The following is a 25,992-nucleotide window of genomic DNA, read 5'->3' as shown; positions in this document are numbered from 1 at the left end:
TGCAGAGCGTGAAGGCATGCGTACTATGCGCCAGAAAGGCTTTGCGCGCATGGTGCGAGCGACCGGCGCAAGATGATCATCATGAATTCCCGCGCCGAAGCGCGGGCGGCCGTCGAATGGGCGCGCGCTAACTCGGGCAGCACCGCCACAGGGCGCGGCGCGGGGCTCCCGATTCCCGGACTCGCAGGACGCAGGACGGGCGGCGCGCGGAACCGCCGCCCGCGCACCCGGTGCCGACCGTCCGGGCCCGCTCGTCGCGGGCCTGTTCGGCCCGGCGCAGCAGGGCGTAGTCACGGAGCAGGTCGTGGAGGTGGTACCGGCCGCCGGGCTTGCGCTGGACGAGATTGGTCGTGGCGAGCCGCTCCAGGTGCCGGGCCGCCTGCACCACCGGCATGTCCGCCAGCACCGCGACGGCCTCCGGCGTGAAGTCCGGGCCGGGAATGTGCCCCACCAGCTGGAACGTCGCCTGGACCGGCGGCGGCAGCTTCGCGTACGACAGGTCGAACGCGGCCCGGGTGGCCGCCTCGTCCCCCTCGGCGCTGAGCGCGGCCAGCAGGTCGCCGGAGCGGAACTCCCGGACGTAGGCGGCCACGTCGAGCTGCGGGCGGCCCACCAGGTTGGCGGCCGCGATGCGGAGCGCCAGCGGCAGGTGGCCGCACAGCTCCGCCAGCCGCTTGACCGCGTCGGACTGCGCCGCGAAGACGTCCTCGCCCAGGATCCGGGCCAGCAGCGCGACGGCCGCGCCCGGCGCGAGCACCCCCAGCGGCACCAGGCGCGCGTCGTTCGTCACGATCAGGCCGCGCAGCTCCTGCCGGCTCGTCACCAGGACCGCGCACCCGGGCGTGCCCGGCAGCAGGGGCCTGACCTGCTCGGCGTGGGCCACGTTGTCGAGGACCACGAGCACCCGTTTGCCGTCCAGCAGCGTCCGGTAGACGGCGGCCTGCTCGTCCTGCTCCGCCGGGACCTGCTCGGGCGGGACGCCGAGCGCGCGCAGGAAACCGGTGAGGACCGAGGACGTGGACCGCGGCACCCCGGCCGAGTAGCCGCGCAGATCGGCGAACAGCTGGCCGTCGGGGAACCGCTCGTGGCACTGCCGGGCCACGAACGTCGCCAGCGAGGTCTTCCCGACCCCGGGCGGCCCGCACACCGTCACCACGGGCACGGTCGCGCTCGTGACGCCCGCGTCGAGCAGCCCGCAGATCACCTCGGCCTCGGCGTCGCGGCCCATGAAGTCCGCCACCACGGGCGCCACCTGCGACGGCGTCGGCTCCTGCGCGACGGGCGCCCGGTCGAGGGCCGGGTCCCGGGACAGCATCGCCGAATGGAGCCCTTCCACCTCCGGCCCGGGATCGATGCCCAGCCGCTCGGCGAGCAGGTCGCGCAGGGTGTGGTAGGCGTCCACGGCTTCCGCCCGGCTGCCGGAACGGTACAGGGCGAGCATCAGCTGGGCCCAGAACTGCTCGCGGAGCGGATGCTGCTCCGTCAGCCGGCTCAGCGGCCCGATCAGGCCGCGGTGCCCGCCCTTGCGCAGGACGGCGTCGATCCTCGCGGCCTCGATGTCCAGCTTGCGCTCCTGGAGCCGGGGCACCTCGACCCGGTGCAGGGCCTCCGAATGCACATCCGCCAGCGCCGGGCCGCGCCACTCGTCCAGCGCCCGATCGAACAGCGCGACGGCCTCGTCGAGCTCGCCCGCGGCCGAGGCCGCCATGCCCCGCCCGGCGAGATCCTCGAACCTGCCCAGATCGAGGTCCTGGTCCCGGACGCGCAGCACGTACCCGGTCGAGGTGGTCTCGATCAGCTCCGGCTCCCCCAGGAGCTGCCGCAACCGCATCAGATAGACGCGCAGCGTGGACACCATCCGCCGGGGCGCGTTGTCAGCCCACACGCACTCGGCCAGCTCGTCGACCGACACCGACCGTCCAGCGCGCAGCAACAGCGCGGCGAGCAGCGACCGCTGCTTGGCGGCGCCCACGAGCACGGCCTGCTCGCCCCGGTGCACCACAAGCGAGCCCAGCACACCGAACCTGAGCTGAGATTCTCTCGCCCCCGGCCGCCGCCCCGCGGCCGCGTCGAGCTCACCAGGTCCGGCCATAATCCCTATCACAGGCCATCATCAGAGAGCGCGCATTACCGCTGGTCATGACCGTTGTGGGCCCGTCCCCCGGTACCGCACTCCTACGGGCTATCGCCCATCGCCCCATACCGCCGAAGTGTACTCGATAGGGCGGACACATGATCTCTAGAATCGTCACCGCCGATTCCCGCCGCCAACACGCGTTGAATTCCCTATTCCAGCCCCGCCTTACGAACACCCACTAAAGATGATCATCCTTCGCCCGCACCGGCCGCCCCCGCGCGGTACAGGTCGCGCAGCAGGGCGATCTCGGCTCCATGGTGCAGAACCTCCTGGTTGACCCACCAGACGACGTCGACGAACGGCTCGTCCGGATCACTCCCATGGGGAAAGGTGCAGTACCCCACACAGTCGAGCGCGGCATCGTCAACCCCCGACAACGCCCCCCGCCAACCAGCGGCACCGGCGACGAAGGCCGCGACCGCCCCGGCGGCGTCCCCGCTGATCCGGTAGTCGTTCCGGGTCAGCGCGTGGCCGCCGTCCGTGTGGTCGGCGCGCAGGGCCAGCATTTCGCTGAGATGGCTCAGACGCCAGGCGATCGTGGTGAACGGCGGCGGCCAGGGGTGCGGGTAGGCCGCGGCGTCGCGTCCCCAGTCGCCGGCGCCGGTCAGGAAGGTCGCGCGCGGTCCGGGACCGTCCGAGCGTGGGCGGACTGACCAGGAGGCGGGGAACGGCTCCCAGAGGTACTCGTCGTCGGTCATGGGGGACGCGCGGGTGGCGGTGCCGTCGCCACTGTGTGTGACCGGTCCGGCCATGCGGGTAGTGAGGCGCTCGCATGCGAAGTCGAACTGGCGCAGCAGCGGAACCAGGCGGGGAGGGGGCACTGTGGTCGGTCCGTAGCGGAGGATGATCTGGTGGTCCGCCAGCTTCTCACGGCCGGGACGGCCGCAGGCGGGGGCGTCGCGACGGATCGTCCTTCCGTCCGTCCCGCTGAAAGGCACTGTTTCGACCGTTCACGGACGAGGGGACGCCGTCCCCCGCTATCTCCCGCCGTTTGCCTGGTTGTTCGGCCCGGGTCCCGGGTTCACTGGCAGTGACCGGAACAGCGACGTGCAACGCGACAGGAGGCGGCCATGGCGACCGAGACGGCAGCGGAGAGCGAGACCCGGGACGAGCACGCCTACGCGCGGCTCGGCGCGCTCATGACCCGGCTGCACACCTACGACCTGAAGACCGCGCTCCAGCGGCGCGGCCTGATCGTGAGCAACCCGGCCAAGGCCGGATGCTGCGAGCAGGGCCCGCAGCGCGCGGACACGATCACCTGCAAGCCGCGCGAGGACGACGCGCACCGGCTCTGGTTCTACTCCAGCTGGGGCGAGCCGATCGCCGAGGCCGACCACATCATCGACGCGGCCGTCATCATCGCGGGCCGTCTGGGCGCCGGCTGACGGCGCGCTAGCCCGGCGGGCCGTGGCCGGTCGTCGTCAACGCGAGCACGGCCGCGAGGCACACCACCGACAGGGAACCGCCGATCCAGGCCATCGCGAGCCGGTCGGGCTTGACCTTGGTGCCGGGGTTCCGCTGCTGGACGATGTAGGTCTTGAGCATCCGCCCGCGAACCGGGAGGCAGGCAGCCGGGATGGACGCGAACGCGACGCTGTACAGGAACAGGATCGGAGAGGCCGGTTCGGGGCGGAGCAGGCTCGTCGCCAGGACGGCGCCGGCGAACGCGGGAGTCAGCAGGTAGAACGCCCACCTGCCGCCCTTGCCCTGCTGTTTCATCGTGTCCCGCAGATCGTCCGGGAGCTTCATTCCGGACGACAGCGCCCGCATGCCGACCATGAAGACCAGCGTCGCCGCGGCCGCGATCAACCACCAACCGGACTCGGGTATTGAGAACAGCATCTTCCTCATCTTCTGCCGTCAAACCGGACGATCATCCTACCGTCGGACGGCGGTGCGAGGGCCCGGAGCCGGACGGCGTCACTCCTTTCGGCAGCCGTTCGCGGTCAGGAAGCCGTTCCACGAGAAGGCCGTCCTACAGCGGTTGCCGCCCGCCGCCGAGCCGGACACCACCTTGATCGTGACGTCGACGCCGCCCCCGCCGGTGCAGCTGTGGGCGGAGATCTTGTAGCCGTCCTGCGTGGGCGTGCGGTCGCCGAAGAAGCAGTCGTAGGAGCCGTCCGCGTGGGCGGCGGGTGTGGACAGCAGCGATCCCGCGAGCATCACAGCGGTGATGGCGGCGGCTTTTCTCATCATTTGCATCGCTCCAATTGAATACGTTCGCTCGTCGCTCGCCCGGTACCCTCAAAACGTAATTGCACACCGCGATGCACGGCGGCAAATGAATGGCACTGTGTTCGGGTCCGCCGCCGCTGCCCGCGAGCGCGGAGAATGGTCGGCGTGAAGCGGGTCCGGCCGAACGCCCGGAAATGCGAATGCGGGCGTCACCGGGAGGGCGGACCGCCGTGCCCGCCGAGTCGCGACGGCGGCCCTGGCGCGGTACAGGGGCTGAGCCTGCCGCGCGCCGGTCCGGGTGCGGCGCATGATACCGCCGGACGGCCCCGGGACGGCGGAACGCGCATCGTCCGTCCTGATCACGTCGAAGGGCCCCCTCGGCTCGCGGGATTCAACGCGGACGCGCATTCGTGGACCGTTCGAATCAAAGGGAAGTTGAAATTTCAGTCGCGCCTTGAAATCTGGTCGTTGAAGGCTCATCAACGTACCTTGCTCCCACGCGGCACCTTTATCGCAAGGCCCGTACCAGCGAGTTCGCGCGATCGGGCCGCGTGCCCCCGCAACCCCGAGCTGCCGCCGACGCCCGCGGGCGATCGGTGGCGAAAGGTGGGCAAAAGTGAAGCCCCTCACACGCCTGGTTCTGAGCGCCGCGGCGCTGAGCGCGCTCCCCGCGGTCGGGACCGTTCCGGCGACGGCCGCCACGCACGCGGCAGGGACCGTCCAGCAGGCCCGGCCTTCCCAGACCGCGCTGGCCGACCAGCTGACCGGCCGGCTCGGCTCCCAGCAGGCGGGCGCCTACGTCGACGGCACCGGAAACCTCGTCGTGAACGTGACCACCGCGGCCGCCGCCCAGCAGGTCGAGGCCGCCGGCCTCAAGTCCCGCCTGGTCGACGACAGCATGCGGGCGCTGGACGACTCCAAGGGCAGGCTCGACCTCCTCGCGGGAAGCGCGGGGACGACCGGGCTGTCCTGGGGCGTCGACGTGGTCTCCAACTCCGTCGTCGTCAGCGTGCCGAAGGGCGCCGACGACGCCGCGACGAACGCGTTCGTGAAGCGCGTGCGGTCGGTCGGCAAGAACGTCCGGATCCAGCGCGTGCCCGCGGCGCCGCGCCTGATGGTCGGACCCGGCGACGCGATCACCACCGGCGGCTCGCGGTGCTCGGTGTCGGCCATCGGCGTCGGCGGCGGGACGACCTACGTCGTCACCGCCGGGCACTGCACCAGGATCGGCGCCACCTGGAGCGCGGGCGGCCAGACCGTCGGCACCAGGCAGGCCACCAGCTTCCCCGGCAACGACTACGGCACGATCCGGGTCACCAACGGCTCGCTGCCGACCAGCAACGCCAACCTCACCCGGGTGGGCCGCCCGGCGGTCGGCACACAGATCCTCAAGAAGGGCTCCACGACCGGCACGACCTCCGGGACGATCCGCGGCTACGGCCGGACGGTGAACTACTCGGAGGGCACGGTCACCGACATGATCGAGACCACCGCCTGCGTCCAGCCCGGCGACAGCGGCGGCTCGCTCCAGGGCGGCAGCACCGCCATCGGGATCACCTCCGGCGGCACCACCGGCGCGTGCAGGTCCGGCACCCAGTCCTTCTTCCAGCCGCTGGACGAGGCGCTGCAGTCCCAGAGGCTCACCTTGAAGTGAGTTCTGCGTGGGGCTCCCGGCATGTCGGGGGCCCCACTCCTTTCCGGCCGCAAGCCGTACACGGCGGCTATGGCTTGCGGGCGGCGGCGGCGTACATGTTGGTGGCGGTGTCGGGGAGGATCTCGTCGCCGGGAGCGGGGTGCCAGCGGGGCATCGGGACGACGCCCGGGTCGAGGACGTCCAGGCCGGTGAGGAGACCTTCCACCTCGGCGCGGCTACGGAGGTACATGGGGATGCCGCGGCGAGTGTACTCGCTGGCCAGGCGCCGCGACTCGGGGGCGAGGTCGCCGGTGGGGATGGTGAGGGCGAGGTGGCTGCCGGGGGCGAGCGGTGCGATGAGCGCGTCCACCAGGCCCTTCGCGTCCTCCACGTACTGGAGCATCGCGATCAACGTGAGCGCCACCGGCCGGGAGAGGTCGAGGGACTCGTGGAGGGCGGCGTCGCCGAGGAGCGCCTCGGGAGAGCGCATGTCGGCCTGGATGTAGGTGGTGCGGCCCTCGGGCGTGCTGGTCATCAGCGCCCGCGCGTGCGCCAGGACGATGGGATCGTTGTCGACATAGACGATCCGCGCGTCCGGCGCCGTCTCCTGGACCACCTCGTGCAGGTTCGGTGAGGACGGGATGCCGGTGCCGACGTCGATGAACTGCCGCACCCCGAGCCCGGTCAGGTAGCGGGCCATCCGGTGCATGCAGGCCCGGTTGGCGAGCATGGAGGTGCGCAGGCCCGGCCAGTCGGCCAGCACCTGCGCGGCGGTCTCCCGGTCGGCGACGAAGTTGTCCTTGCCGCCCATGATGTAGTCGTAGACCCGCGCGGAGTGCGGCCGGTCGGTCTGGAGCTCGATCTGGACGAGCCGGTCCTCTGGGTCGGGGCGCGTTCCCTGCGGGGCGTCCGACATATCCGGGTCCTGCCTCTCGCTCGCGGGTGCCGTGGGCCGCCGCCGCGGCCCCATCCCCTTCAGCGGAGACACTATCGCTCCGCCTCCGCCGAGACCTATGCGCCGTCGCCCCACAATTCCGGCACACCACACTAAAGGGAATTCTCCGTATATGTTACGGTATCGAACGATAATGGTGATCGGGGGAGCCATATATCCGTTCGGCTTCGACCCGGAGGACCATGATGAGGCGCAGCGCTGCCTTGAAGCTGGTTTTGTCCATCGCCATCGCCGCCACCGGAATGACGGCCGCGCGGGCCGCGACGGCGGCGCCCGTCGCCGCCGCGCCGGCGTGTTCGGACGGCACCCTCGTGCAGACCGACAGCGGACCGGTCTGCGGCCTCGACGGCAACGGCATCAGGAACTGGCTGGGGATCCCGTACGCCGCCCCGCCCGTCGGTGACCTGCGGTGGAAGCCACCGGCAAAGCATCCCGGCTGGACGGCGCCGCTCCAGGCGACCGAGCTGCCGAGCGCCTGCCCGCAGCCGTCCGACTTCAGGCCCGGCTCGACCAACGAGGACTGCCTGAGGGTGAACGTCCGGGTCCCTGAGGGGACCGACGGCAAGGCGCTGCCGGTCATGGTGCAGCTCCACGGCGGCGGCTTCCGGCTCGGCCAGCCCTCCAACGGCACCCGTCTCGCCACCGAGGGCAAGGTCATCCAGGTGGAGGTGGGATACCGGCTCGGCATCATGGGCTTCCTGTCCCACGAGACCTTCGGCCGGCACGCCGGGAACTACGGGATCCAGGACCAGCAGGCCGCGCTCCGCTGGGTGCAGCGCAACATCGCCCGGTTCGGCGGCGACCCGGGCAACGTCACCATCTTCGGCCCGTCCGCCGGGGGCTCCAGCGTGTGCGCCAACATGGCGTCCCCCACCGCCCGCGGGCTGTTCCACAAGGGGATCGTCGAGAGCGGCGAGTACAGCGCGCTGCGCGGCGCCAACACCACCTGGCAGCCGCAGGACTGCGCGACCAGGCTGCCCTCGCAGTCCGAGGCGCAGGACGCCGGAGCCCGCTTCGCCGCGGCCGTCGGGTGCGCCGGGGCCGCGGACGTCCCCGCCTGCCTGCGCCAGGTGCCGGTGCAGACCCTGCTGGACAAGGCGGGCGACGGGCTCAAGCCGGACAACGGCACGCTCGCGCCCATCGTCGACGGCAAGACGCTGACCATGTCGCCCGGCGAGGCGTTCGCCGCCGGCCGGTTCAACAAGGTCCCGGTCATCCACGGCGTGGCCAGGGACGAGACCCAGACCCCTCCGGCCGAGACCCCCGCCGGGTACGAGGCGCTGATCCGCAGCCAGTACGGGTCGTACGCGCCCGAGGTGATGAAGCGCTACCCGCTGTCCCGGTTCCCCGAGCCCGCCGCGTACATCGCCTCCCGGACGATCCTCGCCGACGCCAACTCCGTCTGCCCGGCGCTGCAGAACAACCGCCGCCTGGCCCGCCACGTCCCGGTGTTCGCCTACCGGTTCGACGACACGAACCCGCCGCCGCTGCCCTTCGTCGACTCGACGAAGCCGGCCGGCGCGTTCCACGTCGGCGAGTTCGGCTACCTGTTCTTCGGCACCTTCCCGGGGCACACCTCGCTGAACCCGAACCAGCGGCCCTTCCTGGCCCAGCTCACCGCGCAATGGACGGGCTTCGCCCGCACCGGCGACCCCACGGTGAACGGCACCCCGCGATGGACGCGGTTCTCCTCTGACAACGAGGCCCAGATGTCACTGCTGCCCGCCGGGGACAGCCACCTGACCTCCGAGACCGCCGAGCAGCACCACTGCGGCTTCTGGCAGCGCCTCACCCCGTCCGCCAGCTGACCCGGGCTCTGACGCATGACCGTCCGCCGGGGGCGCCGCCTCCGGCGGACGGTCATGTCCCCAGGTCAGCGGCGAGCCAGGTCGGCGGTGTCGTTGGCGGCGGAGCCGAGCCAGAGGAGGTCGCGGGCGCGGGTCATGGCGACGAACAGCTGCCGGCGGGCCAGTTCGGCGCGTTCCTGGCCGGCGGCGTCCGAGGGCGCGCCGTTGGAGAGGTCGCTGTCGTGGCGGGGCAGGAAGACGTGCTTGAACTCCAGCCCCTTGGCGCGGCGGTAGGTGCCGAGCTTGATCGCCTCGACCGGACGTCCGTCGTAGTTCTCAAGGCGCAGCACGGGGATGCCGCCGCGCGTGAGAAGCCGGTGGTAATGCTGGGTCTCCCGGAGTGAGCGACACAGGACCACCGAGTCGGCCCACGATGCGGAACCGTCCGCGCCGCGCTCCGGGAGCGACCTGATCGCCTCGACCAGCCGGCGGTCGTGCTCGTCCTCGTCCGCGGCGCCGACCCGGAGCACCTGCCCGTCGTGGTAGGTGAGGTCGACGGCGCGGCGGCCGTTCGGGTTGGGCCCGTCCAGATCGTCGAAGGGGTCGCCGGACACGAGGTCCATCGCCGCTTCGAGGATCCTCGCGGCGTTGCGGTAGTTGGTGCGCAGCACGGCGCCGCGGCCCGTGACGGCGATCCCGGCGTCGGCGAGCCGGAAACCGCCCGGGTACACGGCCTGCTGCCCGTCGCCGATGAGCAGCAGGCCGTTCGGACCGTCCCCGGCCAGGGCGTGCAGCAGCTTGACGCCGATGAGCGTGAGGTCCTGGACCTCGTCCACGATCACGGCCGAGTACGGCGGATCGGCGGGGCGCTCGCCCAGCTCGTCCAAGGCCGCCAGCAGCACGTCGTTGAAGTCGCCGATGCCGCGCTCCGTGCGCAGCAGCTCGTACTCCTCGTAGAGCAGCCAGGCGGCCTCCCGGTGCGCCGCCTGGAGCGCGGTCCGGCGGCCGTGCCGGGCGACGGTGCGGTACTCCTCCAGGGAGGTCAGGCCGCGGCCCTTGATGACGTGGTCGATCTCCTCGCGCCAGTACCCGGGCGCGGGGTCGATCTCGGCGAGCGCGCTGTCGCGGCCGGCGGTCAGCCACGCGCGCGAGAAGGCGTCGTCGGCCCGCGCGGCGTTCAGCTGCATGCCGACGCCGCGTTCGGTCAGGAACGCCGTCGCCCAGCCGTGCAGGCTGGAGAACTCCACGCGGTCGGCGAACGTGGAGGCCATCCTTCCGAAGAGCTGCTTCTGCACGCGCGGCAGATTGTTGACGAAGGTGACGTAGAGGATCCGGCCGGAGCCGCGCGCGGCGAGGTGGGCCGCGCGGTGCAGCCCGACCACGGTCTTGCCGGTTCCCGCAGGGCCGCTGACACGCGCCGGCCCGTTCCAGTCGCGACGCGCGACGGCGACCTGGTCGGGATGCAGGAACGTCATCCACTGCTCGATCGGCGCGTGCAGCAGCGATTCCATAGCCGCCTTCTCGACGTCCTCGGCTTGGAAGAGGGCATCGTCCCCGCTCTCCCCCGGACTCACGGCGCCGGTGCCGCGCTCCGTGAGCGCGGTGGCCGCGTAGGCCGGGAACAGCTCGGCCAGATGCCGGGTGACGGCCCGCACGAGGGCCGGGGTCAGCCGCTTCGGTTCGGCGACCAGCGCATGGACGAGATCGGGGTGGCCCAGCAGGCGGACCCTGCCCAGGCACGCGTCGAGACGGTGCCCGGCGAACACCATGAGCGGACGCAGCGCGACCGGCGACATCCCCAGCTCGGCGGCCTGCTCCTCGACCGCCTGTGTCATGGCCAGCAGCTTCTCGATCTCCGCGTCCCGGCTCTCCCCGCCTGCCGTCAGGTGACCGCCGTCGATGACCGGCGGGTCGCGCCAGCGCTTGACGTCGATGACGAAGACGCCGCCCGGCCCGATGAGGATCATGTCGATGTTCGCCGAGCGGGTGCCCGGCCAGCGGCGGTCCACGAGCAGCCGCCACCCCACGGCCGTCAGGCTGACGAGCGTGGCGGCGACCACCCGTTCGGCCTCCGCGGCGGCTTCGAACCGTCCGGCCAGCTCGTACGCCTCGCGCGAGCGGCGCGCCAGTTCGAGCGCCTCCTCCCTGGCCCGCCGCCCCCTCTCACCTGCCGAACCGCCCGCCGCCATCGCCTCGACCTCGACTTCGCCAGAAAGTCACGTTCCCTAACAGATAGCAGCGATTATTGCCGATCGGCAGTCCATCGACCGTTTTATCGCCGCAACGCGCGAACGTCCGCGCCGGGGATGCCGGCGGCCGACCTGGCAGCTCCCATTAAGTGGTGGCGGCGAGGAGGGCCCGGCGCAGGTCGGCCGCGTGCTGGAAGCCGATGGACGGACGTTCCTGGAGGCCCTGGTCGATGACGGCGGCCAGGGCGCGCGGGATGTCCGGGTCGCGCTGCCGGATCGGCGTGGGCTTCTCCTGGAGGATGGTCTGCCAGGGGTCCTTGCCTCGCCGGAACCGCCGGGGGACCTCGCCGGTCAGGACGTGGTAGAGGCAGGCGGCCAGCGCCCAGACGTCCACGGCGGGCGCGACGTTCCGGAAGTTGACGACCTGCTGGCGGGGCATGTAGCCGGGCTTGCCCGCGGTGGCGCCGGTCCGGGTGAGGCCGCTCAGGCCGGCCTGGTCGAACGCCTTGGCCAGGCCGAAGTCGGCGATCTTGGCCACCGGGGAGCCGTCGCCCGCGTCCCGCAGGAGGATGTTGGACGGGCTGAGATCGCGGTGCACGACGCCCTCGCCGTGCGCGTGCTCCAGGCCGTCCAGCACCTGGACGGCGAGCCGGACGGCCTCGGCGGCGGGAAGGCGGCCGCCCCGGTCGGCCAGGAGCCGGTCCAGGCTGCCGCCCGCGCAGTACTCGGTCGTGAAGTAGAAGACGCCGTTGGCGGAGCCGGCGTCGTACAGGGCGGCGATGTTGGGGTGCCGCAGGGCGCGGGTCAGCTCGGCCTCGCGCAGGAAGCGGGCGCGCGAGACGGCGTTCGCCGCGACCTTCGGGAGCATCACCTTCAGCGCCACCTCGGCGCCGGTGTCCTCGTGGCGGGCCAGGTACACCGCGCCCATGCCGCCCCGGCCCAGTTCCCGCAGGACGGCGTACCCGGCGATCGGGGCGAGGTCGCGGCGCTCGCTCCGCGCGAGGTCGACGAGGAGCCGGGCGACGGCGGCGGGGTCCTGCCGGCAGTCCGCGCAGACGTACTCGCCGGACCTGGCGCCGATCTCGTCGCCGACCTCGCGGCCGCACTTCGCGCACCGGGCCATGACCCGGGTGCCCGCTCCGGTCGGGAGCCGGACGTCCACCCGGAAGACCGTCTCGCCGAGCCGGATCTCGTCGCCGTCGGCCAGGTCGTGCTCGGGATAGGACCGCGCCGCCCCCTCCTCGGCCGTCAGGTGCTTCTCCCGCTGGCCGATCTTGCTGCCGTTGACGTAGGTGCCGTTGAGGCTGCCGAAGTCGCGGACGCGCACGTCGGGCGGGTTGACGTCGATGAGGCAGTGGTGCCGGGAGACGGTGCGGTGATGCTCGTCGTCGGGCAGCCGGGGCGCGCAGTCGTCCGCACGGCCGAGGACGCAGGTGGTCCGCTCGTCGAACACGAACTCGGTGCGGTCGAGCCGGCCCTTGACCAGGGTCAGCGTTACCGTGGGCGGCTCCGGCGCCGTGCTGCCCGTCATGCCCCTCCTCGATCGATCGGCCCGACGCCAGGATGCCCGATGCGGCCTCCTCATGCCTTCCCGGTCGACCGCTGGTCGTTTCTCCGACCAGGGCTGTTGTGTTTATCAACAGCCCCAATCAGGAAACCTCAATCGCACCACCCTCCCCAGTAGCACACAAACACAACCTCACCCAAGGGTGTTGATGTTATCAACAGTCGGCTATATTCCTGCTGAGTGTGCGGCCCCCCGCCCGGGTCACCATCGCCAAGATCTGGGAGGTCTTGAGTGACGTCGAAGGACTCCACCACGCCGACAGAGAAGACTCCGATCATCGGCCGCCGGGGACTGCTGGGAGGTGCCACGGCGCTCGCGGCGGGCGGCGCGGTGCTCGCCGCCGGCGCCGGAACCGCCGTGGCCGCCGCCATCCCCCGTCCCGACTCTCCGCTGACGCCCATCCCGATCCCCGAGCAGGTCCGTGCCACGCAGGGATACGTGCCGGTGCCCGGCGCGCGTCTGTGGTACTGGGACACCGGAGGCCGCGGGACCCCGATCATCTTCCTGCACCCCTACACGGGCAGCGCGGAGAGCTGGCCGTACCAGCAGCCCTACTTCGCCAAGGCCGGCTACCGCGTGATCGCCTATTCCCGGCGCGGCCACTACAAGTCCGACGCGGGGCCCGCGGACGCGCCGGGAACCGGCACCGGGGACCTGCACGCCCTCATCGAGCACCTCGGCATCGACCGCTTCCACGCGATCGGCGTCGCCGCTGGCGGGGGCCTGGCGCTCGACTACGCGCTGTCCCATCCGGACCGGCTGCACGGCCTGGTGATCAGCGGCAGCCTGACGGGCGTGAAGAACCAGGACTACCGCGACATGCTCGCCCGGCTGCGGCCCGCCGGCTTCAACGAGATGCCCCCGGACTTCATCGAGCTCGGACCGTCCTACCGGGCGATCAACCCCAAGGGCGTCGGGGAATGGCTCGAAATCCACCACAGGGCCCTGCACACCGAGGTCAACCAGCCGAACGTCAACAGCCCCACCTGGACGGACGTCGAGCGGCTGCGGGTGCCCACCCTGCTGCTGTGGGGCGACGGCGACCTCTACAGCCCGCCGTCGGTGCAGCGGATCATGGGCCGCCACTTCCGCAACGTCGAACTGCTGGTCGCCAATGAATGCGGCCACCAACCGCATTGGGAACGTTCCGACGTCTACAACCCCGCACTGCGCAAGTTCCTGCGCAAGCACTCGCGGTAGCCGCCGGGAAGGGCCTCGGAGCGGGAATGCTCCGAGGCCCTTCTTGGGGTTCAGCCGTAGTTCTGCAACCCCGCCTTGACCGTCTGCGTGCGCTTGACGCCGATGAAGAGGCGGTAACTGCGGCCGACCTTCGCATCAGAGATGCGAGTGTAGATCGGGCGGCCGTTGCAGGCCCGGGGCCCGTTCACCTTCTTCAGCCTCCAGTTACCGCCCACCTTGTGGTACAGCCACGTGCCCACGGTGCTGCCGCTGGAACATTTGACGATGGCCTGCAGAACACGACGCTTGGACTTGCGGCTCGGCGTCGTCCATCCAGACAGGCGGTTCACCCTCTTCTGACCGGCCCAGAGGGTGAACCAGCGAGCCCGCGCCGCCGCCTGGCCGTCGGCGGGCGGTGCGGTGGCCACCTGCCGCGGCCTGAGAACCGCGGTGTCCTCGGCGGAGGCGTTCGCCGGCACCATTGCCACCAGGAGCACGCCCGCGGTTCCCGCGACCGCCAATCCCCTGGCCGTTCTGCGTGATGAGTGATGGGGGTTCAAGCCGACCTTCCCTGACGAGAGTGGACAAGACGAACGTCACGGTATTGATCGACAACCCCGATGGCCATCGTGGACAACACTGATCCCTCTCTCAAAGAGACCGGAGCGTCAAGAGAGAATCCCCTGAACATCTGAGACGGAAGCAGTTCGGCGCATCTCAAATCAGTCGTGGCACGACCTCAGTGGCGAGCCGCTCCAACTGCTCCGCGTCGTCGAAGAGCGGGGTGAGCAAGACCAGTTCGGCTCCCGCGTCCACCACCTCGCGCAGTCCCTCCGCGCACGCGTCCGGAGGGCCGTAAACGCCGACGGGAGTCAGATCCCCCCGCCCGTAGAGCCGCTCCAGAGCGGCGGCCCCCCGCTCCCGGGTCCGCGCGGCGTCGTCGCCCACCGCGATATAGACGCGTTTGGCGATCCGGAAACCGGCATCCCGTCCTTCCGTTGCGAGTTCCTCACGCACAATGCGCGCCTGCTCGGCGAATTGCGCGGTCGTCGCCGACCCGGCGCCGAAGAACCCGTCCCCGTACCGGACGGCACGCCGCAACGCCGCCGGATGGGAGCCGCCGAACCAGATCGGTGGATGCGGCTTCTGAAACGGTTTGGGCTCCATGGAGGCGTCGTCGAGTTGCCAGAAGCGCCCGTCGAAGCTGATGCGCGGCTGCGTCCAGCACGCCTTCATCAGATCCAGCCCCTCGGTGAACCGGGCGGTCAGGCTGTCCGGATCCACCCCGAACGCCCCGAGCATCCGGCCTCGTCCGCCGATGCCGACGCCCACTTCGACACGACCCCGGCTGAGCTGGTCCAGCGTGGTCAGGCTCCTGGCCAGGTGGACGGGACTGTGCAGCGGGCTGACGAACACCGCGCACCCCAGCCGGATCCGCTCGGTGCACGCGGCCGCATAGGTCATGGCCTCGATCGGGCTCAGCCGGGACGCCGGGCCCAGTACCTGTTCCTGCGTCCAGGCACTGTCGAACCCGAACGCCTCGGCCCGCTCCATGAAGGCGCGGAACCCGGCAGGGTCGAATTCACGGTCGGTCACGTCCTGCGGGATGGAGATGGCGAATCGCATCTCCAAATCCTAATAGCGCCCCGACAACCCACAACGACCGCCCCCGCACAACTCAGCCATCCAGGTAAAGCAGCCCCGCAATCGTCTTCTTGCATATGTCACAGTGCATCGGGGCTTCCTCGCTGGCGAGATCGGCTTCCATGGTGGTGATGCGGTCGACAACGCCGCTCTCACGCTCGACGACGAACGCCGCCCGCCACCGCGCGGTGTTCTCAGCAAGATCGGCGACGTAGCGGGCGGTCATCTCGTAGAACGCCCGCACCCCGTGTTCCTTCATGTAGCCCCAGTTGAACTCCAGGGACCGCAGCGCGATCGGGAACGGATGGTGCACCAGGCCCCTGGCCCACCGCTCGGTCATGTCGGCCACGTCCAGCCGGGCCGCCCGCTCGTCCAGGATGGCCCACGTACCCGTGGCGTCGTACTCCTCGGTGACCTTGGCCAGCAGCCGCCCGGCCGCCTCCAGGTTGGCCGCCTTGCGAGCGAACAGCTCCAGAGCCTCGTCGGCCGCCGGACCGTTCGGCCCCTTACGGGCCGCGTCGATCCGGTCCTTGAGCTGGACGGCGAACGCGGCTTCCCATGACAGATGCTCGCCGAACGCCGCCCAGGGGTCGGGAAACCCCCGCTCGGCAACGGCGGCGAAGACCCGCTCGGCTTGAACGCCCATGATCCACCTCCGGTATGTGTTAGGTGCTGGGTGCACCTACATCCTGAGTTTGGAATCCAGGGCCGTGAAGAGGCCGCCGACCGAAACCCGCTCCTGGTCGCCGGTCTCCATGTCCCGGACCGTGACCGCTTCCGCGGCGTGCTCACTGGCCCCCTGGAGCAGCGCATAGCGGGCACGGCGGTCGGCTGCCCACTTGAGCTGCTTGCCCAACTTCCGGCTGGCGCCGAGGAAGACTTCCGCCGCCCACCCCGCTCGGCGAAGCTCCTGCGCGAACCCGAGCGCGTCTGTGACGTACGCCTCGTCCATCACCGTGACCGCAACGTCGATATGGTCGGTCTGATCACCGGCGGCCCCCAGCGCCCCAATGATCCGCTCCACCCCGATCGAGAACCCGCACGCGGTCACGTCCGGGCCGCCCATCGCCTGAATCAGGTGGTCGTACCGCCCGCCGCTGGCGATCGAGCCGGGGAGCCCCGGGGCGACCACTTCCCAGATCGCGCCCGTGTAGTAGTCCAGGCCCCGCACCAGGTTCGGCGCGAACCGGATACGGCCCTCGCCCACGTACGGCCCCGCCAACTCCAGCAGCCGGTCCACCTCGGCCAGCCCCTCGGCGCCCTCCGGGCTGTCCTTGAGCGCCGCCCGCATCCGGTCAGTGGCGTCGTCGGCGGTCACGTCGCTCACCAGCTTCTCAGCGGTGCCCTGGTCCAGGCCGCGCGCCTCCACCAGCTCGGCTGCCACGTCCGCCGGCCGCTGTTTGTCCAGCTTGTCCAGCGTGATCAAAGCGCCCGCCGCCCGATCCGCGGGGACGCCGTACACCTGCATGAGCCCGGTCAGCGCCTTGCGGCTGTTGATCAGGATCGTGAAGTCCTCGACCCCCATCGCGACCAGGGCATCGGCACCCGCGCACACCACCTCGGCCTCCACCAGAGGCGACGAGGAGCCCACCACGTCGACGTCGCACTGGGTGAACTCGCGGAACCGGCCCTTGCCGGGACGGTCGGCTCGCCACACAGGCCCGATCGCGTACCGCTTGTACGGGGTGGGGAGTTGGCTCCCATATGCCGCGACCACCCGCGCCAGCGGCACGGTCAGGTCGTAGCGCAAGGCCATGTCCGCCTCGCCGCTGGCCTCGTGTGCCCCCCGCTTGAGGATCTTGAAGATGAGCTTGTCGCCCTCGTCCCCGTACTTGCCGGTCAAGGTCTCCAGACGCTCGAAGGCCGGGGTCTGCAAGGGCTCGAAGCCGTATCGCTCGAACACCCGCCGCGCCGCCTGGAAGACCCGCTCGCGCTGACGCAGGTCGGCCGCGAGAAAGTCCCGCGTACCCGACGGCGGCTCGAACTGCTGCGATGCCATGGAGAACCCTTCTGCCCGAACGTGCCTATGGAAGCCTCCAAACTAATGGAGTGCCCTCCCCGGCACCGGGAGTCCGGGCCGGGCGGGGGCAAGCCGCCCCCGCCCGGCTGAAATGGGGCCTGGGGCCGCGTCCCCTCCACGTCGCGCGGTCCCAGGCCCCTCACCCGCCGGACGGCCCTTCCCCGGCCGAACGCCCATCGGCCGCGCCGTCTACGGCGGGGAACTCAGGCGGGCCCCGCCTTCAGGACGATCCGCGCCGCCGCGTCCAGCTCGTTCGCCGGAGCGATGCGTCTGCCCGTGGCGAGCCAGTAGAACCACCACCCGCCGGACCGGCGGTCGTAGCAGCACCCGACGACCCGCGCCTTGGGAAGCGGCCCCCGCGTGCCCTTCTGAAGGACGGGTATCACGTTCAGCACGAGTTCTTGGTTGATGACCCCGAAGCCTGTGGTGGTCCTGACGTCCCCGGCGAACCGGGCCTGCAAGTGGGACAGGTACGTCACCCGCTCGCGCTGCGGCACCCTGGCCGCGAGATCGGCCCGCTGCACTTCAGGCGGTGGTGGAGCCGTCAGGTACCCGCCGGAACGACCCACGTGCCTGCCCGGCATTTCATAGCTCCGGGTTGATGACGCGGCGGATGGCGGCGGCGGCCTCGTGGAGGTCGTCGGGCAGTTCATCGCCCCACGTCCACAGCGCGCACACTCGATCGCCCTTGCGGGCGGTGGTGATCTCCTCGTTGAGCCGCGACACTGCCCCGGCGGCACACAGGAACGGCTGCCCGCCGCGCGTCCGGCGGATCGTGGCGCGCTCGCCCATCGCCTCCAGCTCCGCCGCGATCCCTCCGAGTAGCTCTTCCTCTGCAGCGTAGGGGCCGCTGGCAGGCGGGGGCGCGTCGTGCGTACTGGCGGTTGAGTACCGTCGCCGGGTGTCGAAAGACATGGTCTCGATCTCCGTGTCTGGTTTGGCTGTCTGGCCTCCAACTCTCTGTGTCTGTGGCTACAGTCGCCATAGGAACATCACCACAAGTGACGAGATGCCTACACGGCGTCGCGTGTAGGTGTCAGGAGGCCCCCCATGGCACCGATCGACCCTTCAGAATCGGCCCGTGCTTACCTCGCGTACCACCTCAAGCGGCTCCGGGAGGAACGGGGTTGGTCGCAGCCCGCGCTCGGGGCCAAGATCCACGTCTCGGGCAGCCTGATCAGTGGCATCGAGACCCGAATTCGTCGCGCCACGCTCAAGAACCTCCAGGCTCTCGACCGGGTATTCGGCCTGGACCAGTTCTTCGCGCCGCTCTACCCCCGCATCCTGGAAGAGACGGGTCTACCCGCCGGGTTTCCCGAATTCGCTGACGCGGAGGCCGCAGCAGGCATGATCCGCTCGTATCAGAACTTCGTCATTCATGGACTGTTCCAGACAGCGGACTACGCCCGTGCGGTTCTGGCAGCGGGCGAGCAACCGACCAAGCTGGAACGGCTCGTGAACACTCGGCTCGAACGACAGGAGGTCCTGGGTCAGGAGGACCCGCCAGCGATCATTATCCTTCTGGACGCCTCGATACTCCGCCGTCCGTTCGGCGGGCCCGAGGTCATGCGGGTTCAGCTCGAACACCTGCTCACGCTGGCCGAACTGCCCCACGCCTACATCCACATCGTGCCCGAGAGCGCCGAGCTGTGCCCGGAAGGTTCGTTCACTCTGCTGTCATCGCCGGGTGAGCCGGACGTGAGCTACGTCGAGATGGCGGGCGGCCGGGGGCAGCTAATCGACGATGATGAGTACGTTGCCGAACTTGGCATACTGTTCGAGCTGATCAGATCCAAGGCACTGACCGCCGAGGACTCCGTAGCGGCTATCCGCAAAGCGTTGGAGGAATTGTGAAGAGGACCAACACATCGTTCACCCAGTGGCGCAAGAGCAGCTACAGCGGCGGAGAGAGCGGGCAGTGCGTGGAGGTTGCGCAGGCATCTGCACTCGTGGGCATCCGCGACAGCAAGAACCCGCAGGCCGGGCACCTGACCGTCGACCGCGCCGCGTTCGCCGCGCTGGTGTCGCAGGTGAAGTCAGGAGACCTGAACCTGTAGCCAAACCCTCGTAGCGGCCCCGGTGGAACCTTCACCGGGGCCGCCATGCATCCGGGGTCAGTTCATACTCTTGCGGTGCGGATTCACCACCTGGAGGAATTGTGAAGAGGACCGACACATCGTTCGCCAAGTGGCGCAAGAGCAGCCGCAGCGGTGGCAGCTCTGGGCAGTGCGTGGAGGTTGCGGAGGCAGCCGCGCTCGTGGGCATCCGGGACAGCAAGAATTCGCAAGCCGGGCACCTGGCCGTTGACCGCGCCGCGTTCGCCGTGCTGGTGGCGCGGGTGAAGTCTGGAGACATGGACCTGTAGCTCGATCCTCGTGGCGGCCCCGGTGGAATCTTCGCCGGGGCCGCCGTGTGTTCGGGGGCTGTTGCGTACGCCACATGAACTCGTGGCTAGAGTGCGGCATCGTATCCGGGCGATCAACCTTGAATACAACGAGGAGAGGCCCACGTGGCTCCTGTTCCATTGGCACCTGGCGAGCCCACGCGGCTCGGGGACTACTGGCTCGCCGGAAAGCTCGGTTCGGGTGGGCAGGGGGTGGTCTACGAGGGGTACGGGCCGGACGGCGTGCGCGTCGCGGTCAAGGCGTTGCACGGTGACTACTCCGCCATGCACCGGGAGCTGTTCGTCCGAGAGGTCGACGCGGTGCGGCGCGTTTCGCAGTTCTGTACGGCGCGGGTGCTGGCGGTCGATCTGGAGTCGGCGCCTCCGTTCATCGTCAGCGAGTACGTGGCGGGTCCGAACCTGATGGAGGCGGTCGAGGAGGGCGGGGCGTACGGGCCGGACGAGCTGTACCGGCTGGCGGTCGGGATCGCGACGGCGCTGACCACCATCCACCGGGCCGGGGTCGTGCACCGCGACCTGAAACCGGCCAACGTGCTCCTGGGGCCGGACGGCCCGCGTGTGATCGACTTCGGGATCGCCCGGACCGAGGACATGTCCCAGAGCGTCACCGGCATCAAGGGGACGCCCCGGTACATGGCGCCCGAGGTCTTCCGGGGGCAGAGTCCCGGCCCGGCGGTCGACGTCTGGGCGTGGGGGGCGACCGTGCTGTTCGCGGCGGCCGGGCGCGCGCCGTTCGACGGTGATCCCCTGCCCAGGCTGATGCACGCGGTGCTGAACACCGAGCCGGACGTGTCGGTGTTGCCCGAGCGGCTGCGTCCGATCGTCGGGGCGGCGCTGGCCAAGGAGCCCGAGCGGCGGCCCAGCGCGTCGCAGGTGCTGCTGGACCTGCTCGGCGGCGGGCCGGACGCGGACCTGCTGGAGCAGGGGGTGCAGGCGGCGGGCGCGGTCCGCACGCCGAAGGCCGTGGCCGCGGCGCCGACGCTGGGCGAGCGCGCCGAGGCGGTGTTCCAGCGGCTGAGCCCGGCGGCGCAGCAGGCGGTGCCGCAGGTGCTGTTGCGCATGGTGTCGGCGGGGGACGACCTGGTCCGTCCGGCGGCGCGGGAAGAGTTCGACGACGAGCACACGCCCGGCGAGACGATCGAGGCCGTGCTCGTGCCGTTCGCGGAGGCGGGGCTGCTGGTCTGGGACGGGCGGCACTTCACGATCGCGACGCCCGCGCTGCTGCGGGCCTGGCCACGGCTGCGCGACTGGGTGGAGGCGGAACGTTCCGGTCTGGCCGTGCACCAGGAGCTGGTCGCCGCCATCCGGCTGTGGGACGCGCACGGCCGCAAGCCGGGCGACCTGTTCCAGGGGACGCGGCTGGACCGGGCGCTGAGCTGGGCGGTCAGCGGACGGCGGCGACTCACGGTCAGCACCGCGGAGCAGCGGTTCCTGGACGCCGGACGGGCCGCGTCGAGGCGCCGGTCCACCGTGCGCACCGCCGTGTCCGGTGTCCTGGCCGTGCTGCTGGTCGTGGCGGTCGGCGCGGGCGCTCTGGTCTTCCAGCGCGGGCAGACCGTGGCGCGCCAGCGTGACGAGGCGGAGGCGCGGCGGCTGGCGGGCGTGGCACTGGCCACGCGCAAGAACGACCCGAGGACGGCGCGGCGGCTCGCGGTGGCCGCCGCCGCCCTGGCCGACACCAAGGAGACGCGGGAGACGCTGGTGGCGCTGCTCTACCAGTGGGAGAGCGACGTCTTCGCACCGCCGGGGGTGAGCGGCTCCCCCCTGCGGAGCCCGTCGCGGAACGGGCGCGTCCTTGTTGTCGTCGATCCCGTCCCCGGGAACGAGGCCGCCGGAGGCGCGGTCAGTGTCTGGGACGTCGACACGCACACCAAGCTCCACGCGTTCACCATCCGCGGCCTGCGGATCGACGACATCGCCATCACCGACGACGCGCGCACCCTGGTCACGTGGGCGGGCGACGGCACGGCCCGCGTCTGGGACACCGCCACCGGGAAGGAGCGCGGACGGCTGCCCATCGGAAAGCGGGGGACCGACCCGAAGGTCTTCGACGGAATCGACCTGGGCGCGTCCGGGAACCTCCTGTTCGCGGACACCCGCGAGGCCCGCACCGTCTGGGACATGCGCTCTCTCAAGCAGGTCCCGCTGAGCTGGGCACGCGAGAGGCGCGGGGTCGACATCATGTCGGCCAGCGACGACGGCCAGGTGATCGCGGGCGTCACGCCGCAGGGCAACGTGCACATCGACCAGCCGGCGGCCAGGAAGCCGATCCCGGTGCCCCGCCTGGTCAGGGCGCTCAGGGGACGGTACGTCGGCGCGGCGCGGCTGAGCCCGGACGGCTCGCTGCTCGCGGTGGCGCACGCGCCGAACCGGGGCAAGGCCGAGGTCCTGGTCTGGCAGGTACGGACGGACACGCCGCTGACGAAGCTGACGCCCGCGACCTCGTACTCGGCGCTGGCGTTCAACCAGGACGGCCGCTTCCTGGCGCAGGGGCGGACCATGTGGCGGCTCCCGCGAAGCTCCCTGAGCCTCCCCGTGCCGCCCGTCCTCCGATACGCGCCGGGGGACGGCTGCGCGCTGGTCCGCTTCGTCGAGAACAGGACGCTGCGCTGCATCGAGCCCGCCACCGGCCAGGTGCTGTCGCTCGACGTCAGCAGCTTTCTGAGGTCCCATGTCGTCCAGGGGAACGGCCTGTTTCAGGAGGCGGCGCTGTCCGCGGACGGCTCGACGGTGGCCTACCGCGGCGGACGCCAGATCCCGTTCTGGGACGTGCGGCGGCAGCGGGCCGTCAACCGGGGTTTCTCTCTCTCCGACGACTACGGCTACTCGGGCAACGACAACGGGATGGTCTTCAGCGAGGACGGCGGAAGGTTCGCGATCTACAAGAACGCCCGCGCGGTCACCATCACCGACGCCAGGAAGTTCACCGCGCTCGGCGAGGTCGCGCTGCCCGGGGCCGGCGACCGGATCTTCGCCATGGCGCTGTCCCCCGATGGCCTCGGCATGGCCCTTCTTGTGAGGCGCGGGACCGGGTCCGAGATGCAGTTCTGGGACCTGAAGACGTTCCGGCAGATCCGCGCGATGCCGTCCGCCGCCGACACCCTCGTCAAGCGCATCCTCTTCCGATCCGATGGGAAGGCCGTGCTGGCGGACGGCGGGAGCGGGCTGATCGAGTACCCGTCCGGGCGGGTGCTCGCCAAGAGCGGTGACATGGCGCTCCGCAGCGTCCTCGCGCTCAGCCGGGACGGGCGCACCGTCGCGAGCAGCGACGGAGCCGAGAAGGTCCTCCTGACGGACGGGACGACGCTGCGTTCCAAGGGGCTCGTCCTGCGCGGGCACAAGGGCCGCGTCAAGGCGGCGGCGTTCTCTCCGGACGGAACGCTGCTGGCCACGGGCGACGAAACCGGCCAGATCCGGCTGTGGGAGGTCAAGTCCGGCCGTGCCTACGCGCTGGCCCTGAGCGGCCACCAGACGGAGGTCTGGGCCCTCGCCTTCTCCTCGGACGGCAGGACCCTCACCAGTGTCAGCGAAAGCGGAACGGTCCTCACCCACGCCATCGGTGCCGGGCTGACCAGCGCCGCGCTGTGCCAGTCCAGCGGCGGCCTGACCCGGGCGGAATGGAAGGCCAACCTGTCCGGGCTCGACTACCGCCGGACCTGCCCGTCCCACTGAACCGGCAGGGGGACGCGGGGCGTTCGCTGGGCGGGAATCGGTGGCATTCCGGTGATGGCCGTATTCGCGTCCAGCCCCGAAGGCCATGCTGGACGTGTGACGGCCTGATGGGAACGGCCGGTACCTCGGAGGCAGCCATGATAGATAGGGCGATCTCGCCGCAGGCGAGTCCGGTGCCCGAACCGCATTGGCCACGCGGCACGCTCCTGGCCGACCTGTCGGCCGGGGCCCGCGCCCGCCTGACACGGATGGGAACCCGCCGCTCGTACGCGCACGGCGAGGTGCTGCTGCGCGAGCAGGAGCGTTCGACGCACGTCGTCGTGATGCTCAGCGGGTTCGCGAAGGTCACCTCCAACCTGGGCAACGGCCGCGTCGCGCTGCTCGGCATCCGGGTGGCCGGCGACGCGGTGGGCGAGATGGCGGCGCTGGACGGCTCCCCGCGTTCGGCCACCGTGACCGCCTGCGGCGAGGTGGTGGTGCGGATCATCCCGCGGACGGACTTCCTGGGGCTGATGGGCGGGTCGCCGGAGTTGAGCATCAAGGTGTCGAGCATGATCGGGCAGCGGCTCCGCTGGGCGAACCGGAGGCGCGCCGACTTCTACGGCTACCCCACCAGGGTGCGGCTCGCCCGGATCCTGGTCGAGCTGACCGGGGCCTACGGCCACCCGGGCCCGGAGGGCATCGTCTTCGACGTGGAGCTGACCCAGGACGAGCTGGGCGCGCTGGCCGGGGCCGACGCCGACACCGTGGGCAAGGAGCTGCGCAAGTTCAAGTCCCAGGGGCTGATCGCGACCGGCTACCGGCACACCTCGATCCGCGATCTGGACGCCCTGCGGGCGCGGGCCGAGCTGGCCGACGAGGCGTGATGACGACGCAGACCCGGCTCCAGTACCGGCTGCTCATGGCGGTCGACATCGAGCGCTACAGCGGACGGAGCGCCCGGCGCCAGCTCATGGTGCAGAGCGATCTGCGCCGCGTGCTCGACCAGGCGGCCGCCCGGACGGGCCTGGACCGCGACGGCTGGCAGCGGCAGCCCCGGGGCGACGGGGAACTGGCCGTCCTCCCCCAGGACGTGGAGATCCCGAAGGCCGTGGGCGCCCTGCCCGCCGAACTGGCCGCCGCGCTGGCGGACCTCAACCGGGGCAGGCCCGACGAGGAGCGGCTGCGGATCCGGCTGGCCTTCCACCACGGCACGCTGACGCCGGGGCCGTTCGGCCCGGCGGGCGACGCGCCGATCGTCGTGAGCCGCCTGCTGGACGCCGCGCCGCTGCGCCGCCTGCTGAGCGAGCGCCAGGACCGGCACCTGGCCCTGATCGTCTCCGACTCCCTCTACAACGACGTGGTGAGCACCGGCTTCTGCGCGCTCGACCCGTCCGGCTTCCAGTCCGTCGGCATCCTCGTCAAGGGCATCAGGTACCGGGGCTTCGCCTGCGCGGACACCGAGTCCGCGGCGGAGATCCCCGACAACCTCATCGACTTCCCCGCACACGTCGGCCCGGCGCAGTCGCCGCAACGGCTCAGCCGCCTTCCAGTTGGGTGAGGACGGGCGACAGCAGTTCGTTCAGGCCGCCGACCATGACGGTCAGCGCCCGGTGCGCGGCCTCCTGCGGGTGATCGTCCGGGCCGTCCGGGGCGCTCGGAAGCCCGTCCATCGGCAGCGGGGCGTCGACGAGCAGGGTCGCGCGGGCGTGCGGCACCTTGGCCAGATCCTGTTCCGCCGGTTCGACGAACTGGCCGAAGATCTCCGGCCAGCCCTGCCATCCGCGATCGCGCCACCACGCGCGGGTCGCCGTGAGGGCCTCCGGCAGCGGCGACACGAGCGTCACCTTCGCGACCAGCGAGCCGTCCCAGGTGTTGCGGACGCAGGTCGCGGACAGGACGCGGCGGTGCCAGCGCACGAAGCCCGGCGAGGTGACCGGCGGCGTGGCCACGCGCCAGGCGGCGCAGGCGAAGGTGACCGGCGCGATGTCGCCCCACGTCTCCTCGAACTCGCCGATGTTGGCCGCCACCCGCTCCGCGTAGCGTCCGCCGCCGCCCTGGCCCAGTTCCCTGTCCCGCCGGGTGTCGAGCCAGAAAGCCTGCTGCGTGCTCATCGAAATCCCCTCCAGGAGCGTGATTCCGGCGGCACGCTCAGGCGGACGTGATTCCGGCCGCTGGAGGGATGTCGGGGACGCCGGTGGGTTTGGGGACGCCCTTGAAGGTGAACTTGGCGTCTTCGCCGGTGCCCTCGACTCCGACGATGACGATCTGGCCGGATTTGAGTTCGCTGTAGAGGATCTTCTCCGACAGGTTGTCCTCGATCTCGCGCTGGATGGTGCGCCGCAGCGGCCGGGCGCCCAGCACCGGGTCATAGCCCCGCTCGGCCAGCAGGTCCTTGGCGTCCTGCCGCAACTCCAACCCCATGTCGCGGTCCTTGAGCCGCTCATCGACCTTGGCGACCATCAGATCCACGATCTGGATGATCTCCTTGGGCGTCAGCTGGTGGAACACCACCGTGTCATCCACCCGGTTGAGGAACTCGGGCCGGAAGTGCTGCTTGAGCTCCTCGGCCACCTTGGACTTCATCCGGTCGTAGGAGCCCTGCTCGTCGTTTTGGCGCTGGAACCCCATCCCCTGACCCTTGGAGATGT

At 70.9% G+C, this 25,992-nt stretch carries 24 protein-coding genes and 1 pseudogene; 10 read left to right on the top strand and 15 right to left on the bottom strand.

All coding sequences use genetic code 11. The annotated features are described in order from the left end of the window. Positions 1 to 127: 127 nt before the first annotated feature. Both E1298_RS10445 and E1298_RS10440 read right to left on the bottom strand, forming a co-directional pair. A complete protein-coding gene (locus tag E1298_RS10445) occupies positions 128 to 2,017 on the bottom strand; it encodes an AfsR/SARP family transcriptional regulator (RefSeq protein ID WP_165975398.1) in 1,890 nt (629 codons plus the stop codon). A 308-nt stretch (positions 2,018 to 2,325) separates the two neighbouring features. Continuing rightward, positions 2,326 to 3,075 carry a DinB family protein gene (locus tag E1298_RS10440; RefSeq protein ID WP_243725500.1) on the bottom strand — a complete coding sequence of 250 codons (750 nt, stop codon included), beginning with the start codon at positions 3,073 to 3,075 and terminating at the stop codon, positions 2,326 to 2,328. A gap of 132 nt (positions 3,076 to 3,207) precedes the next feature. Between E1298_RS10440 and E1298_RS10435 the strand changes: the two genes are divergently transcribed. Continuing rightward, the gene (locus E1298_RS10435; RefSeq protein WP_131891780.1) at positions 3,208 to 3,522 is read left to right on the top strand and encodes a hypothetical protein; all 315 of its coding nucleotides are present in this window, start codon (positions 3,208 to 3,210) and stop codon (positions 3,520 to 3,522) included. 7 nt (positions 3,523 to 3,529) lie between these two features. On the opposite strand, the gene E1298_RS10430 is transcribed toward E1298_RS10435, so the two are convergent. Continuing rightward, positions 3,530 to 3,979, bottom strand: a complete 450-nt coding sequence (locus E1298_RS10430) for a hypothetical protein (protein ID WP_131891778.1) — start codon at positions 3,977 to 3,979, stop codon at positions 3,530 to 3,532. 78 nt (positions 3,980 to 4,057) lie between these two features. Beyond that, positions 4,058 to 4,333 (bottom strand): hypothetical protein, encoded by a 276-nt coding sequence (locus tag E1298_RS10425; RefSeq protein WP_131891776.1) that lies wholly within the window; start codon positions 4,331 to 4,333, stop codon positions 4,058 to 4,060. A 595-nt stretch (positions 4,334 to 4,928) separates the two neighbouring features. Here E1298_RS10425 and E1298_RS10420 point away from each other — a divergent pair. Continuing rightward, positions 4,929 to 5,966, top strand: coding sequence for a S1 family peptidase (locus tag E1298_RS10420; protein WP_131891774.1), 1,038 nt, complete (start codon positions 4,929 to 4,931; stop codon positions 5,964 to 5,966). A 67-nt stretch (positions 5,967 to 6,033) separates the two neighbouring features. Here E1298_RS10420 and E1298_RS10415 read toward each other — a convergent pair whose 3' ends face one another. Further along, positions 6,034 to 6,861: an SAM-dependent methyltransferase gene (locus E1298_RS10415; protein ID WP_131891772.1), complete on the bottom strand. Its 828-nt coding sequence runs from the start codon at positions 6,859 to 6,861 to the stop codon at positions 6,034 to 6,036. Positions 6,862 to 7,103: 242 nt separating this feature from the next. Here E1298_RS10415 and E1298_RS10410 point away from each other — a divergent pair, with 242 nt between their 5' ends. Continuing rightward, positions 7,104 to 8,708: a carboxylesterase/lipase family protein gene (locus E1298_RS10410; protein WP_243725499.1), complete on the top strand. Its 1,605-nt coding sequence runs from the start codon at positions 7,104 to 7,106 to the stop codon at positions 8,706 to 8,708. Between the two features lie 65 nt (positions 8,709 to 8,773). Here the strand turns inward: E1298_RS10410 and E1298_RS10405 are convergent, their stop codons facing one another. After that, entirely contained in the window at positions 8,774 to 10,876 is a 2,103-nt protein-coding gene (locus tag E1298_RS10405; protein WP_131891768.1) for a nuclease-related domain-containing DEAD/DEAH box helicase, read from the bottom strand. Between the two features lie 145 nt (positions 10,877 to 11,021). After that, a complete protein-coding gene (locus E1298_RS10400; RefSeq protein ID WP_131891766.1) occupies positions 11,022 to 12,407 on the bottom strand; it encodes a protein kinase domain-containing protein in 1,386 nt (461 codons plus the stop codon). A 267-nt stretch (positions 12,408 to 12,674) separates the two neighbouring features. On the opposite strand from E1298_RS10400, the gene E1298_RS10395 reads away from it, so the two are divergent. Further along, entirely contained in the window at positions 12,675 to 13,643 is a 969-nt protein-coding gene (locus E1298_RS10395) for an alpha/beta fold hydrolase (protein ID WP_131891764.1), read from the top strand. A 50-nt stretch (positions 13,644 to 13,693) separates the two neighbouring features. Here E1298_RS10395 and E1298_RS10390 read toward each other — a convergent pair whose 3' ends face one another. From E1298_RS10390 to E1298_RS10365, 6 genes are all read right to left on the bottom strand, one after another. After that, positions 13,694 to 14,119: a hypothetical protein gene (locus E1298_RS10390; protein ID WP_131891762.1), complete on the bottom strand. Its 426-nt coding sequence runs from the start codon at positions 14,117 to 14,119 to the stop codon at positions 13,694 to 13,696. Positions 14,120 to 14,339: 220 nt separating this feature from the next. Further along, complete coding sequence (locus E1298_RS10385; RefSeq protein ID WP_131891760.1) at positions 14,340 to 15,248, bottom strand: LLM class flavin-dependent oxidoreductase; 909 nt, start codon at positions 15,246 to 15,248, stop codon at positions 14,340 to 14,342. Between the two features lie 52 nt (positions 15,249 to 15,300). Beyond that, positions 15,301 to 15,912, bottom strand: coding sequence for a hypothetical protein (locus tag E1298_RS10380; RefSeq protein WP_131891758.1), 612 nt, complete (start codon positions 15,910 to 15,912; stop codon positions 15,301 to 15,303). 36 nt (positions 15,913 to 15,948) lie between these two features. Beyond that, positions 15,949 to 17,265: a histidine--tRNA ligase gene (gene hisS, locus E1298_RS10375; RefSeq protein ID WP_131891756.1), complete on the bottom strand. Its 1,317-nt coding sequence runs from the start codon at positions 17,263 to 17,265 to the stop codon at positions 15,949 to 15,951. A gap of 224 nt (positions 17,266 to 17,489) precedes the next feature. Then, a complete protein-coding gene (locus E1298_RS10370) occupies positions 17,490 to 17,810 on the bottom strand; it encodes a hypothetical protein (protein WP_131891753.1) in 321 nt (106 codons plus the stop codon). A 61-nt stretch (positions 17,811 to 17,871) separates the two neighbouring features. Beyond that, complete coding sequence (locus E1298_RS10365) at positions 17,872 to 18,201, bottom strand: hypothetical protein (protein ID WP_131891750.1); 330 nt, start codon at positions 18,199 to 18,201, stop codon at positions 17,872 to 17,874. A gap of 135 nt (positions 18,202 to 18,336) precedes the next feature. Between E1298_RS10365 and E1298_RS10360 the strand changes: the two genes are divergently transcribed. The 6 genes from E1298_RS10360 to E1298_RS10335 all read left to right on the top strand — a co-directional run bounded on the left by E1298_RS10360 (position 18,337) and on the right by E1298_RS10335 (position 24,902). Continuing rightward, positions 18,337 to 19,140, top strand: coding sequence for a helix-turn-helix domain-containing protein (locus E1298_RS10360; protein WP_131891748.1), 804 nt, complete (start codon positions 18,337 to 18,339; stop codon positions 19,138 to 19,140). Continuing rightward, on the top strand, positions 19,137 to 19,343 hold the full coding sequence (locus E1298_RS10355) for a DUF397 domain-containing protein (protein ID WP_131891746.1): 207 nt from the start codon (positions 19,137 to 19,139) through the stop codon (positions 19,341 to 19,343). The genes E1298_RS10360 and E1298_RS10355 overlap by 4 nt, the downstream gene beginning before the upstream one ends. Positions 19,344 to 19,444: 101 nt before the next feature. Further along, positions 19,445 to 19,651 (top strand): DUF397 domain-containing protein, encoded by a 207-nt coding sequence (locus E1298_RS10350; RefSeq protein WP_131891743.1) that lies wholly within the window; start codon positions 19,445 to 19,447, stop codon positions 19,649 to 19,651. A 144-nt stretch (positions 19,652 to 19,795) separates the two neighbouring features. Beyond that, positions 19,796 to 23,362: a WD40 repeat domain-containing serine/threonine-protein kinase gene (locus tag E1298_RS10345; RefSeq protein WP_131891740.1), complete on the top strand. Its 3,567-nt coding sequence runs from the start codon at positions 19,796 to 19,798 to the stop codon at positions 23,360 to 23,362. 173 nt (positions 23,363 to 23,535) lie between these two features. Continuing rightward, on the top strand, positions 23,536 to 24,228 hold the full coding sequence (locus E1298_RS10340; RefSeq protein ID WP_207944547.1) for a Crp/Fnr family transcriptional regulator: 693 nt from the start codon (positions 23,536 to 23,538) through the stop codon (positions 24,226 to 24,228). Continuing rightward, entirely contained in the window at positions 24,228 to 24,902 is a 675-nt protein-coding gene (locus tag E1298_RS10335; protein WP_131891734.1) for a hypothetical protein, read from the top strand. Before E1298_RS10340 ends, E1298_RS10335 begins: the two co-directional genes overlap by 1 nt. Here E1298_RS10335 and E1298_RS10330 read toward each other — a convergent pair. Next, positions 24,880 to 25,455, bottom strand: coding sequence for a hypothetical protein (locus E1298_RS10330; protein WP_131891731.1), 576 nt, complete (start codon positions 25,453 to 25,455; stop codon positions 24,880 to 24,882). The genes E1298_RS10335 and E1298_RS10330 overlap by 23 nt on opposite strands. A 37-nt stretch (positions 25,456 to 25,492) precedes the next feature. Continuing rightward, positions 25,493 to 25,992, bottom strand: a pseudogene (locus tag E1298_RS10325) (AAA family ATPase); the annotation flags it as partial.

Origin of the sequence: Actinomadura rubrisoli, from assembly GCF_004349215.1 — a bacterium.
GTDB classification, from domain to species: Bacteria; Actinomycetota; Actinomycetes; order Streptosporangiales; family Streptosporangiaceae; genus Spirillospora; species Spirillospora rubrisoli.
Note: the sequence above shows the minus strand (reverse complement) of the source record. Positions and strands in the feature narration are given on the sequence as shown.